The organism is Paenibacillus sp. HGF5 (assembly GCF_000204455.1).
GTDB lineage: Bacteria > Bacillota > Bacilli > Paenibacillales > Paenibacillaceae > Paenibacillus_AQ > Paenibacillus_AQ lautus_A.
The window spans coordinates 16,487-28,289 of sequence record NZ_AEXS01000064.1; the positions used below are offsets into that span (position 1 = coordinate 16,487).

Consider the following 11,803-nt stretch of genomic DNA (forward strand, 5'->3'; position numbering starts at 1 on the left):
AACATTTCGATGTCCATATTGTTAGATCTAAGGCAAGCCGTCATTCATAAAGTCCACAATCAGGACGAAGAAGAGCTGCGCTCCATGATCGAGGGTTCCGTTGACGGGCCTGAAGCCGCCCTGCCGGGACTCGGCGTGATGTTTGAAATGATGTGGAAAGACATGGATGCTGCCCAGCAAAATACCCTTGTCTCTTCCCTTCACGACCATTTGAAAACCGTTACGCCTGGCAATCTTCAGGGATAATCCCGCGCTCAACAAAAAGAACAATCCCCTAAGCCTTCAAGCTGAGGGGATTGTTCTTTATCCTGCATATTTATGCCATCGCTTACGGAGCGGTCTCAAGAAACTGGGCGGTTGGGTTCTTGTCTATGGCGGTTCTCATCGCATACTCATTTTCGAAGAGAACGACATAATTATCCTTCTTGTCTTTCACGAGGGTGGAGTTAATCCGGAACTTGGACGGATCAATGTTGTCGTCCACGAGCCAGCGGGCAAACTGATACGGCATCCGTTGCAGCTGGACATCGACGCCGTACTCCCCCTTCATCCGATACTCGAACACTTCGAACTGGAGCTGACCGACCACCCCGAGAATGGTCTCGTCGAAGCTAACGGTGCGGAATACCTGAATGGTCCCCTCTTCCGTCAATTGGTCAATCCCCTTCTGATATTGCTTATGCTTCAGCGCATTCTTCACGGTTACTTTGGCAAAGATCTCCGGGGAAAACGTCGGAAGCTCGTCGAATACAACCTCGCGTCCTTGGCTGAGGGAATCCCCGATCCGAAAAATCCCCGGGTCAAACAGACCGATAATATCGCCAGGGTATGCTTCCTGCACAATATCTCGATCCTGCGCCAAAAATTGCTGCGGCTGCGCCAGCTTGATTTCCTTGCCTACCCGCACATGCTTCACGCTCATACCGCGTTCGAACTTGCCCGATACGATTCGAAGGAAAGCGATGCGGTCCCGGTGAGCCGGATTCATGTTGGCTTGGATCTTAAATACGTAACCGGAGAATTTCTCATCGGTCGGTTCCACCACGCCTTCCGTGCTGCGGCGCGGCTCCGGCTTCGGCGCAAGCTGGAGGAAGTTTTCGAGAAAGGTCTGGACGCCGAAATTGTTGATCGCACTGCCGAAAAATACAGGCGTTAACTGACCCTGCATCACTTTCTCCAGATCAAACGGGTCACCGGCAACATCCAGCAGCTCCAGATCCTGACATAACTGGTCATGCAGATAATCGCCAGCCATTTCGCGGATGAGCGGATCTTCATACCCTTCGACCTTCTGCACTTTAATCGTGGAATGGTCGTCCCCTTGGAACAATTCCACCTGATTCTTCACCCGGTCGTACACGCCGCACAGGTCGCGGCCGGAACCGATCGGCCAATTCATCGGTACGGAGCGGATGCCCAGCACCTGCTCAAGCTCCTCCATCAGGTCAAACGGACTGCGTCCTTCGCGGTCGAGTTTGTTGATGAAGGTGAAGATCGGAATGCCCCGCTTCGCGCAGACCTGAAACAGCTTGATGGTCTGGGCCTCGACCCCTTTGGCTACGTCAATCAACATGACGGCGCTGTCGGCAGCCGTCAACGTACGATAGGTATCCTCACTGAAGTCTTGGTGACCCGGCGTATCCAATATATTAATCCGATGCCCTAAATAATCAAATTGCATCACGGACGACGTGACGGAGATTCCCCGCTGCTTCTCGATCTCCATCCAGTCACTCGTTGCATGCTTGCTCGCTTTACGAGCTTTTACCGATCCGGCCAGACGAATGGCGCCCCCGAACAAGAGCAGCTTCTCGGTCAGCGTCGTCTTACCGGCGTCAGGGTGGGAAATAATCGCGAACGTGCGACGCTTATCCACTTCCTGCTGCAGTTCATCTATTAGCTTTGCCATTTCACTTATCCCTTCGTAACTAAAGTCATGTATATCATTGTACCACAATTCATACGCAAATCATCCCCATGCGCCGTGCGCATGAGGATGATTTTTATCGCATAAATTTTAGCTAATCTTCTATTTTTTCAACCACACTACGTTATCCTCAAGCTGACCGTTAACCGGCCACCAGTGGAAGCCGTCTTCCTTCAGCAGCTCATCCGCTTTGTCAGGTCCCCAGGAGCCGGCAGGATACGATTCCAGCTCGCCCTGGTTCTCTCTCCAAGCGCTAGCGATGCGATCCACGAAGGACCAAGCGGAAGCCACTTCGTCCCAACGCGTAAAGTAGGTGGAATCCCCGCGGGCGGCATCATGCAGCAGACGCTCATACGCTTCTGGAGAGTTGATGCCCACGATGCAGCTTTGGCAGAAGTCCATCGCAACCGGAGCGATCTCGGACTCGGAGCCAGGCTTCTTCGCGTTGATCTTCACGTAGATGCCTTCCATCGGGTTGACCCGGATAACGAGCAGGTTAGGCTCCAGGGAATGCTTCTGGCCCAAGTATACGTTCGTTGGCATCCGTTTGAACTCTACGACCACCTCGGTCGTCTTAACCGGAAGCCGTTTGCCCGTGCGGATATAGAACGGTACGCCCGCCCAGCGGAAATTATCCACAAAGACTCTGGCCGCAAAATAGGTTTCCGTATTGGATTCAGGATTCACCTTATCCTCTTCACGGTAAGCCGGCAGATCTTTGCCGCCTGCGGAACCGCTCGTATACTGACCGCGAACCACGTTGTTCTTGACTTCTTCGTTTGAGGCATATGGACGCAGGGAGCGAAGCACCTTCACCTTCTCGTCGCGAATATCTTCTGCGAGCAGACGGCTAGGCGGCTCCATGGCAATCATGGTCAGCAGCTGCAGCATATGGTTTTGACCCATATCCCTGAGTGCGCCCGCATGGTCGTAATAACCTCCCCGCTCCTCGACGCCAACCGTTTCACCAAGCGTGATTTGGATGTTGGCAATATGCTTGTTATTCCAGAGCGGCTCGAAGAAAGCATTCGCAAAACGGATAACCTCGATGTTCTGCACCATTTCCTTCCCGAGGTAATGGTCGATCCGATAGATCTCCTCTTCCTTGAACACTTTACGGATCTCTTCGTTCAGCTTGGCAGCGGACTCCAGATCGTAGCCGAACGGCTTCTCGATCACAAGACGGTTCCAGCCCTCTCCGTCAAGCATGCCGCCCTTCATCAGGTTGAACGATACGCTGCCGAACAATTCCGGTGCAAGCGCGAGATAGAACAAGCGGTTGCCCGGTATATTAAATTTCGTTTCCAATTGCTCCGTTTGTTCGCGGAGCTCACGGAAACCGTCAATATTGTTGATATCTAAAGATTTATATTCAAAATGCTGTGCAAATGCATTCCATTCACTATCCTGTTCCGAACTATATCGGCAGAATTCCTGAATCGAACGATACACGTCCTCCCGAAACTCCTCCTGGGTGCGCGGACGCCGCGCCACGCCGATTACAGCAAAATCCTCATCCAGTTTTCCTTCACGATAAAGACTGTAGATCGCCGGAAACAACTTACGTCTTGCCAAATCACCAGTCGCTCCAAAGATGAAAAATACAGCTCCCGGTGTCTTCATTGTATCTAGATTTTGATTTTCAGCCATGGCTCCTCATTCTTTCTATGAATTATAGTGTATTTTTATGCATCGGCACTTAACTCGATGTGATGACATTTTAGCATATTCATTTCAAGTATGCTATCTCATTCCGTATTTTTTCATCGGAGTTTCAGATATTATTTTCAATATTCTATTGTAATGACGGGAAATCCGATCGTTATTCTACTGCTTTTCTTCACCGAATCTTCATGCACCGCGATCTGCATATGAATCGGCGTGTTGCCACTCTTCACAAAAGTCCCCAGCGAAGGCGCCTCATAGGATCGGCTGATCGTTGTAACATCCGCATAATCCTCAACGGAACGAAGCGGCAGCTTTCGGGCTACGGCCTCTTCTACTTGGGCCATCGTTCCATCCACGCTGCCTGACTTCGTTGCATATCCTTGAATGGACGCATTCCACGTATTCGGTATGCCTGCTTGCTCCATCCGTTCTTGAACATGCTGCTGAAGGCTCATCATTTCCCGGGCCTGCGCTGCTGCCTCTCCGACAAGCATGACTCTGACATAACTATGGCCTTGCTTCGTGAGGGCCCAATCCAAATGCACGGAGACGCCCGATCGATCGCCTTCCGCTTGGAATACGTCATTTCCTTGAAGCTCGTTCGAGGTAATGCCGGAAAGCCCCATTGCACGAGCCAATTTTTCGGCTGCAGTCTTAGCTTGATCCTTAGAAATCGAATTTATCATTTCGCCTTGAATTTTTACCGTGAGGAGTGCGGAAGGATCCATATGTTCCTGTCCAAGGGCTGCAAGAAGCTCCAAATTGCTTTCGGCTGTAGTCCCTGCTTCTGATGCTCCATTCGCCGTTCCCTTCCAAGCTGACGCCTCTGCCGTTTGCGGAACCGATTCCTCCCCATTGCGTTCTGTTGTTCCCGCAAAACCCGCCATCATCCCTGCTGCCCCGCACAGCAACAACATCATCACAATCAGCTGTAAACGTATCTTCCGCATCGTCAGCCACGCCTCCTCGTACGAATCTATCAATCTAGTAAAAGGATGGCCGCCTCACTTCAGATTTATACCTCGCCATTGAAAATGATCCTGTTATCCTACCGTTGTAAAGAGACCTCCATAACAAAAAAGCCTCCCGATTGGGGAGTCTTTAAGCCTGCCTCTCATTGTTTATATGGATATGTTGATACCCTACACATCGCATCATGGATCTGTTTAGATCCGCGCTCAGCACCTGGGAACTGTTTATTTCACGTTCATAAGCATAAAAAAGAGCCGGCACTCCTTACTCCGCCAGCCCATTTTTATAAGCGTAGATGGCAGCTTGGGTCCGATCCTCTACCCCCAGCTTGCCCAAAATATTCGTCACGTGAAACTTCACGGTTTTGATGCCTATAATCAAATCATCGGCAATGTCCTGATTGGATTTGCCCTGTGCCAGCAATCGCAGCACTTCCATCTCCCGGTCCGTCAGGTCATTATGCGCGGGCGCTTCATTTTGCGGATGGCGGAAACGATTCATCATCTTCGAAGCGACCTGAGACTCCAGAACCGACTGCCCCCGTGCGGCGGCACGTATAGCATCTGCGACCTCGGAAGCCCGGGAGGTCTTCAGCAGATAGCTGAATGCGCCTGCTTCAATGACCGGATACATCTTCTCATCGTCCAGATAGCTGGTCAGTACGATCACCTTAAGATTCGGAAATTGCTTCATCAGCTCCCGCGTGGTCTCAATGCCGTCCATCCCATCCATGACCAGATCCATCAGCACCACGTCAGGATGATATTCCTGCGCCAGGCGTATGCCTTCCTCGCCGCTGCCCGCTTCGCCTACCACCTCAATGCCGTCTTCGGTGCCAAGCACGGCAGCCAATCCGATCCGCACCATCTCATGATCATCCACCAGCAGTACCTTAATCGGTGCTTCCATCTCCATCCCCCCGTTTGCGTTCTTCGTTTATGAGCGGCACGATAATCTCAATCCGCGTCCCTTTACCCGGGGCCGTGATGAATTGTAACGAGCCGCCGATTTCCGTCACCCGTTCCTGCATGGTCGAAAGACCGTAGGAAGTCTGTTTCTTGTCGTCCAGTTCGAACCCGACCCCGTCATCTCGCAGCATTACCCGAACGGTGTTCTGCCTGCGATGAATCCGGATGTCCATTTTTTCCGCCTTCGAGTGCCGAAGCGTATTCGACATGGCCTCCTGAATAATGCGGAACAGATGATTTTCGATCCCTTTAAGCAAATGTATGTCATCGTCCATCTCAAACGTAATTTCCATAGGTACTTTGATCCGTAATTCCGTGATCAAATCCCGCAGCCCCTGCTCCAGTGCTTTTCCTTCGAGATAAACCGGCCTCAGATGAAGGAGAAGCGCCCTCATCTCGGACTGTGCCACAGCCGACATTTCCTCAATCAGAGCCACCTGGCGCTGCGCTTTGTCAAAATCCTTATCCAGCGTCCTGCCCACAGCTGTTGCCGTCATCGAGATGGCAAACAGCTGCTGAGAAACCGCATCATGGAGCTCGCGCGCCAGACGCTGTCTCTCTTCCACGATCGCCGTAACCCTGGCCTGCTCGGCTAGCTGGGCATTGTTCGTGGATAACCGCTGCAGGGAAGACACCTGATCCTCCCAGCGCTTGCTGATCTTCACCAGCTGTTCTCCAAGCCGGCCCACTTCGTCTTCGCCGATGTCCGGCATGACGTCCGTCAGACTCCCTTTTTCCCAGTTCACGAGTGTTTCCCTAACGAGATCGACCCGCCGTTTTACCCGGTATCCCTGGAAGAAGCCATAAATCGCTCCCAGCCCGATCGGCAGCAGTACCAGGGTTATGCCTGCCTCGATCCGGTTCTTCCACGTCTCAAACGGTCGAAGATAACCATATGTATATAATAAATAAAGGACAACGAGCATGACAACCAATCCCAGAAGGGTCCCCTCACGCATACTTCGGGTAATGATATTTGCTTTCTTTTCCGTTTCCACGGGGCAACCCTCCTGAATGGTATACACAAAACAATACGTTTATTATGTCATTCTTATATTCAAATCTCCGCCTAAATAAGAAACGATAAATTTCACTTTATATTCGCTGGTCTCATAATTGGGCGATTGATATTTCACTCGGTTCAATATGCCGGTTTCCTTCCGGTCGTCCATATGAATCGATCCAAACAAGATGAATGCTTCGATCTCCACCCCGTAATAGTCCGGAATCATCAGATCGATATCACCGAGCATTCCGTGGAACATGAGCACCGTTTGCCGTTCTTCGGGAAGCGCCAGGGACAGATCCACATCCGCTTCTCCGAGCACATGCCACACGCTCAAGCTGCGCATCACCCAGGGTGCACGGTCCCAGTCAAAGTTGGACATAAAGTTCTGCTTCTGAATATATCTGGTCGTGGTATGGGCCCGTTTGGACTTGCCGTAGAAAATACCCAGCGATATCAAACTGACGCCAATAATCAACATAAGATGCTCGAGCAGCAGCAGCACGGCTCCGACGCCGAGCAGAATGTACCCCTTCTTCACATGGCCTTGCCTGATCTGAAGGACGCCCGCGAAGATGAGCAACAGGGCGACAATGGTGAAGAAACCAAACCATCGGCCGAAAAGCATAATAAAACCCAAGCTGATTAAACCTACTGCTATCCAGCGGTTTCTGTCCATGTCGCACCTCCTTGATGACCAAGATATAAGCTCGGAAAAGCCATATCAGTGAGATGTTCCCCACTGTATGGCTTTGCCTGTACTATACGACAATCTCATTCGTATAGCATATCATATGAACACGGTATTCGAATACGCTTTGTTCTTATTTTGCTGACTTGCTAAGGAATTACTCGGATTTCGAGGGTTTCCCCATTTTGTTTTTCAGCGCTTGCAGCTGCTCATCCACCTTCAGTTGCTTCTCAGCATCCACTGGACTTGTGTATGCTGCGTTGTTAGGGCGGTATGGTGCGCGAAGCACATCAGCTTCAGCTTCCATTTGCATGATTTTTTCTTCCATGCGGTGGAAGCCCATCGAAGCACTGCCGCTTTCAATGGTGTGCAGGCTGCTCACTTGAGACATTTGCTTCTTCGCTTTCGCCATTTGAGCGCGAGCTACAAGCTCATTGCGCTTGTTGCGCATTTTGTAGAACTCGTCTTTCATTTCATGCAGCTGAGCAACAAGCTCTTTCGCTTGAGCCTCGGATTGCAGGTGCAGTTCCACGTACTCGGTTTCTTTTTGATCGAAATAGATCTTTTCTTCAAGCAGCTTGCGAGCCACTTCTTCTTGACCGTTTTTCAGAGCCAATTCCGCCTGAGCTTCACGTTGTGCCGCCATCTTCACAGCCTCATCGACGCGCTGCTTCATGCGACGCTCATTTGCCATTTGCTTCGCAACCGTTACCTCAGCTTCATGAATTTCTGCCTCCATGTCGCGCAGGTACTGGTTCAGCATTACGATCGGATCCTCCACTTTATCCAGCAGCTCGTTCACCGATGCTTTCGTCATATCCTTGATTCTTTTAAATACTCCCATGTTATTTATCTCCCTTCTCATAGTTCGAAAGTTTTTTCTTCAATTCTTCGATTTCTTTTTGCATGGCTTTTCTTTCAATATCCTTCATCATCGCATCCAGATCGGAATCGGTGGACGCGTTCGTTCTTGTGCCGTTGGGACGGTCATATTTGGGACCAAAGCTTCCATGCTCATTAGGATTAGGGTAGCCTTGATGACGTCCATAAGCGTCATTGTAGCTGTTGTAGCCTGGCCCCTGGCCCGGATGGTCGTTGTAACGGTATCCGCCGCCATGTCTTCCTTGCGGTCCGTACGGATCGTGATAATACGGCTCTTTAGGAACGACGAGGGTTGCAATCAGATAGATCAACAGCGTTGTACCGCCTGTGAAAAAGATACTGACTACAAATATGATTCTAAGTAGGGTAGATTCGACTCCGAAATGATCGGATATACCGCCGATCAACCCTGTGAACATCTTGTCTCGGGTGGAACGGTACAATCTTGTCATGGTTACTCCTTTCCGCTGTTATTCAGCTTTTGCTTCAAGCGGGCAAGTTCCTTTTCCAATACCGTGGAGACGGATTCTCCAGCCTGATCCATGTATTCCTGCCCCATGCGGCGTAAATCGCGAAGGCTTCTGGCTTCCAGTTCCCAGTCGCTGATACGGTCCTCGAGGCGATTGAACATCTTCGGTACATCATGACCCCCGCCATAGGATCCCGTACGTTCATTCATTTTTTGCTGAAGACGAAGGGTTTCCACTCGGGCAACATAATACTGGCGTTTGCTGTAGACCGTCTGATATTCCATCCGCAGCTCACCGAGCTGCTCCTCGATTTCTTTCAACGACTCCAGGCTTGAGGATAACAGGCCTTGATACTGTTCAATCTTTTCCTCATAAATCAGCTTCTCCTGCAATGCCAGCTTGGCAAGATGCTCTTCGCCGGCCTTCAAGGCAAGCAGCGCCTGCTCTTCGCGTTTAAATCGCATGGTTTCCGCTTGATCCACCTGCTGTTTCAGCTGTCTGGAATGTACTTGGCATTGCTGCTGCAGCTTCTCGGCCTCAGCAATGTCCTGTCTGGTTGAATGTAGGAACTGGTCGATCAATCGAACCGGATCCTGGCTCTGCTCGAGCTTTTCATTCAATGTTGCTACGGTTATGTCTCTTATCCGCCGGAAAACACTCATATCGGCTTAGCCCTCCTCATCTATCATGATCTGATCTGTTGTTTATGCAGGTTATATAATGTAGTGGTTCCTTATCAATAACGGGGTCTTCCATTCTTCAATCGGGACACTCCGTAGATGATTAAGATAACACCAAGGATCGGACCGATCAGCCAAGACAGTTTACCCATCAACCAGATGATGCCGATACCGAGAATGATCCATCCCATCAAGGTATTGCCTCTTCGAATTCCGTAGTATCCCAAAGCAACCATCAGTATCGGAATTAGAAGACTGAACAACCATCCAAGCAGAGGACCGAATACTCCCAGAAGAACCAAGATCCCTAAACCAATCAACAGGATACTCATTCCATTGCCTTTTGAATTCCTCATTTATACACCGCCTTTCTGTTGTTTGATCGTTGTTTCATTTGTTCAACCTTATGACTCTATTCTAGGTAATTTCGAGTTTGACTAAAACGGCCTGTGGACGGTTTTTGGACCTAGACCTAAGGCGGGGCTTCCTATAGACCTACGTCCAACCCCTGGACTGGTCTGCAGTTTTTTGCGTTTTATCCGTGGACGGACATCCTTCTGCTACGGTATCACTTATTGAAGGAACATCGTTCTACAGGAGAACGATCTTCAGCAGCTGTGATTGGGAGTGGACTTGTCGTGTGGATGCTTCGATGGAGAGACAACAAAAAAAAGGAATGCAGACGTTGATCGTCTACATTCCTTTTGATTGATGCCGGTGAAGGGACTCGAACCCCCACGGTTTCCCTCACGATTTTGAGTCGCGCGCGTCTGCCAATTCCGCCACACCGGCTTACACAATGGCGTGCCCTAAGAGATTCGAACTCCTGACCTTTTGATTCGTAGTCAAACGCTCTATCCAGCTGAGCTAAGGGCACATATGGTTGTTATGGAGGCGCCACCCAGATTCGAACTGGGGATAAAGCTTTTGCAGAGCTGTGCCTTACCACTTGGCTATGGCGCCAGAAATAAAAATGGAGCGGACGACGGGAATCGAACCCGCGACCCTCGCCTTGGCAAGGCGATGCTCTACCGCTGAGCCACGTCCGCAAACATAAAATCAATGGCTGGGGATATAGGATTCGAACCTATGCATGACGGAGTCAAAGTCCGTTGCCTTACCGCTTGGCTAATCCCCAATATGATTTTGTAATATGGGGCGATCGAGGGGAATTGAACCCCCGAGTGCCGGAGCCACAATCCGGTGCGTTAACCACTTCGCCACGACCGCCATATTGTATTAAAAATTGATTCGATTGGCAGGGGCAGCAGGAATTGAACCCACACTAACGGTTTTGGAGACCGCTGTTCTACCTTTAAACTATGCCCCTAAAAACTGGTGGAGGATGATGGATTCGAACCACCGAACTCGAAGAGAGCAGATTTACAGTCTGCCGTGTTTAGCCACTTCACTAATCCTCCAGAATGGTGCCGGCGAGAGGACTTGAACCCCCAACCTACTGATTACAAGTCAGTTGCTCTACCAATTGAGCTACACCGGCGTATAAAATTATAAAAGGTACATGGTGGCTCGGGACGGAATCGAACCGCCGACACGAGGATTTTCAGTCCTCTGCTCTACCGACTGAGCTACCGAGCCATAGAGCTCATTTCGGACTTTGACGAATCCCATATCGGATACGCATCTCATCCCAAAGTCATCTATGAAACTTGTAAAAATGGCGGAACTGACGGGATTCGAACCCGCGATCTCCTGCGTGACAGGCAGGCATGTTAGGCCTCTACACCACAGTTCCACGAGGCACTATCGCTATTGCGATATAAATTGGTTGCGGGGGCAGGATTTGAACCTACGACCTTCGGGTTATGAGCCCGACGAGCTACCGAACTGCTCCACCCCGCGTCATTAAAAGGGTTGCTTGTATGGGGTCCCCTGAATTACCTGCGAAGCATGAGCTTCACTTTATGGGGATGAATTATGGTGGAGGCTGAGGGGATCGAACCCCCGACCCTCTGCTTGTAAGGCAGATGCTCTCCCAGCTGAGCTAAGCCTCCGTAACAAAGCGACTTTTATCATACCAAAATCTGATATAAGAAGCAAGTGTTTTTTAAGAAAGTGGTGACCCGTAGGGGATACTCTCACTTCGTTCGAGACTGCGAAGTCTATGCTTACGAAGTTATCCTCCGACGAACCGACGGGATTCTCATCCCCTGATGCATTAAAGAAAGTAGTGACCCGTAGGGGATTCGAACCCCTGTTACCTCCGTGAAAGGGAGGTGTCTTAACCCCTTGACCAACGGGCCTTGCTTAAAATTATAATGGCGGAGAGAGAGGGATTCGAACCCTCGAGACGCTTTTGGCGCCTACACGATTTCCAATCGTGCTCCTTCGGCCAACTCGGACACCTCTCCATAAATGGCTCCCCGAACAGGACTCGAACCTGTGACAACTCGATTAACAGTCGAGTGCTCTACCAACTGAGCTATCAGGGAACAATATTTAATTCAAGTGATTGATCACCTGAAAACTAGATACGAAACGAATTTGCGTTAATTAGAATCCGTAGCATTTACCCGAT

The 11,803-nt window shown here is 50.3% G+C and carries 11 protein-coding genes and 16 tRNA genes; 1 reads left to right on the forward strand and 26 read right to left on the reverse strand.

Going from position 1 to position 11,803, the window contains the following annotated elements; genetic code table 11:
* Positions 1-9 precede the first annotated feature (9 nt).
* Positions 10-246, forward strand: a complete 237-nt coding sequence (gene sspI, locus HMPREF9412_RS10340) for a small acid-soluble spore protein SspI (RefSeq protein ID WP_009591415.1) — start codon at positions 10-12, stop codon at positions 244-246.
* A gap of 82 nt (positions 247-328) precedes the next feature.
* On the opposite strand, the gene HMPREF9412_RS10345 is transcribed toward sspI, so the two are convergent.
* From HMPREF9412_RS10345 to HMPREF9412_RS10470, 26 genes are all read right to left on the reverse strand, one after another.
* Entirely contained in the window at positions 329-1,909 is a 1,581-nt protein-coding gene (locus HMPREF9412_RS10345) for a peptide chain release factor 3 (protein ID WP_009591407.1), read from the reverse strand.
* Positions 1,910-2,029: 120 nt separating this feature from the next.
* Complete coding sequence (gene zwf, locus HMPREF9412_RS10350) at positions 2,030-3,577, reverse strand: glucose-6-phosphate dehydrogenase (protein ID WP_009591421.1); 1,548 nt, start codon at positions 3,575-3,577, stop codon at positions 2,030-2,032.
* Positions 3,578-3,714: 137 nt separating this feature from the next.
* Complete coding sequence (locus HMPREF9412_RS10355) at positions 3,715-4,545, reverse strand: YwmB family TATA-box binding protein (protein ID WP_009591408.1); 831 nt, start codon at positions 4,543-4,545, stop codon at positions 3,715-3,717.
* Positions 4,546-4,831: 286 nt separating this feature from the next.
* Positions 4,832-5,482, reverse strand: a complete 651-nt coding sequence (locus HMPREF9412_RS10360) for a response regulator (protein WP_036665042.1) — start codon at positions 5,480-5,482, stop codon at positions 4,832-4,834.
* On the reverse strand, positions 5,460-6,533 hold the full coding sequence (locus tag HMPREF9412_RS10365) for a sensor histidine kinase (protein WP_009591423.1): 1,074 nt from the start codon (positions 6,531-6,533) through the stop codon (positions 5,460-5,462). Before HMPREF9412_RS10365 ends, HMPREF9412_RS10360 begins: the two co-directional genes overlap by 23 nt.
* A 42-nt stretch (positions 6,534-6,575) precedes the next feature.
* Complete coding sequence (liaF, locus tag HMPREF9412_RS10370; protein ID WP_009591411.1) at positions 6,576-7,220, reverse strand: cell wall-active antibiotics response protein LiaF; 645 nt, start codon at positions 7,218-7,220, stop codon at positions 6,576-6,578.
* A 169-nt stretch (positions 7,221-7,389) separates the two neighbouring features.
* Positions 7,390-8,076, reverse strand: a complete 687-nt coding sequence (locus HMPREF9412_RS10375) for a PspA/IM30 family protein (RefSeq protein ID WP_009591427.1) — start codon at positions 8,074-8,076, stop codon at positions 7,390-7,392.
* Position 8,077: 1 nt separating this feature from the next.
* The gene (locus tag HMPREF9412_RS10380) at positions 8,078-8,566 is read right to left on the reverse strand and encodes a PspC domain-containing protein (RefSeq protein ID WP_009591433.1); all 489 of its coding nucleotides are present in this window, start codon (positions 8,564-8,566) and stop codon (positions 8,078-8,080) included.
* A 2-nt stretch (positions 8,567-8,568) separates the two neighbouring features.
* Positions 8,569-9,246 carry a PspA/IM30 family protein gene (locus tag HMPREF9412_RS10385; protein ID WP_009591432.1) on the reverse strand — a complete coding sequence of 226 codons (678 nt, stop codon included), beginning with the start codon at positions 9,244-9,246 and terminating at the stop codon, positions 8,569-8,571.
* Between the two features lie 74 nt (positions 9,247-9,320).
* Positions 9,321-9,620, reverse strand: a complete 300-nt coding sequence (locus HMPREF9412_RS10390) for a hypothetical protein (RefSeq protein WP_009591410.1) — start codon at positions 9,618-9,620, stop codon at positions 9,321-9,323.
* 356 nt (positions 9,621-9,976) lie between these two features.
* Positions 9,977-10,056 (reverse strand) — tRNA-Leu (locus tag HMPREF9412_RS10395).
* 8 nt (positions 10,057-10,064) lie between these two features.
* A tRNA-Arg gene (locus HMPREF9412_RS10400) sits at positions 10,065-10,141 on the reverse strand.
* 12 nt (positions 10,142-10,153) lie between these two features.
* Positions 10,154-10,227: transfer RNA gene (locus HMPREF9412_RS10405), tRNA-Cys, on the reverse strand.
* Positions 10,228-10,238: 11 nt separating this feature from the next.
* A tRNA-Gly gene (locus tag HMPREF9412_RS10410) sits at positions 10,239-10,313 on the reverse strand.
* A gap of 14 nt (positions 10,314-10,327) precedes the next feature.
* Positions 10,328-10,402: transfer RNA gene (locus tag HMPREF9412_RS10415), tRNA-Gln, on the reverse strand.
* A 16-nt stretch (positions 10,403-10,418) separates the two neighbouring features.
* A tRNA-His gene (locus tag HMPREF9412_RS10420) sits at positions 10,419-10,494 on the reverse strand.
* A gap of 26 nt (positions 10,495-10,520) precedes the next feature.
* Positions 10,521-10,594 (reverse strand) — tRNA-Trp (locus tag HMPREF9412_RS10425).
* A 6-nt stretch (positions 10,595-10,600) separates the two neighbouring features.
* Positions 10,601-10,685: transfer RNA gene (locus HMPREF9412_RS10430), tRNA-Tyr, on the reverse strand.
* Positions 10,686-10,689: 4 nt separating this feature from the next.
* A tRNA-Thr gene (locus tag HMPREF9412_RS10435) sits at positions 10,690-10,765 on the reverse strand.
* Positions 10,766-10,787: 22 nt separating this feature from the next.
* Positions 10,788-10,863 (reverse strand) — tRNA-Phe (locus tag HMPREF9412_RS10440).
* A gap of 80 nt (positions 10,864-10,943) precedes the next feature.
* Positions 10,944-11,020, reverse strand: a tRNA-Asp gene (locus HMPREF9412_RS10445).
* 30 nt (positions 11,021-11,050) lie between these two features.
* Positions 11,051-11,127: transfer RNA gene (locus HMPREF9412_RS10450), tRNA-Met, on the reverse strand.
* A 76-nt stretch (positions 11,128-11,203) separates the two neighbouring features.
* Positions 11,204-11,279 (reverse strand) — tRNA-Val (locus HMPREF9412_RS10455).
* Between the two features lie 177 nt (positions 11,280-11,456).
* Positions 11,457-11,528: transfer RNA gene (locus HMPREF9412_RS10460), tRNA-Glu, on the reverse strand.
* Between the two features lie 16 nt (positions 11,529-11,544).
* Positions 11,545-11,636 (reverse strand) — tRNA-Ser (locus HMPREF9412_RS10465).
* Positions 11,637-11,641: 5 nt separating this feature from the next.
* Positions 11,642-11,717, reverse strand: a tRNA-Asn gene (locus HMPREF9412_RS10470).
* Positions 11,718-11,803: the final 86 nt, after the last annotated feature.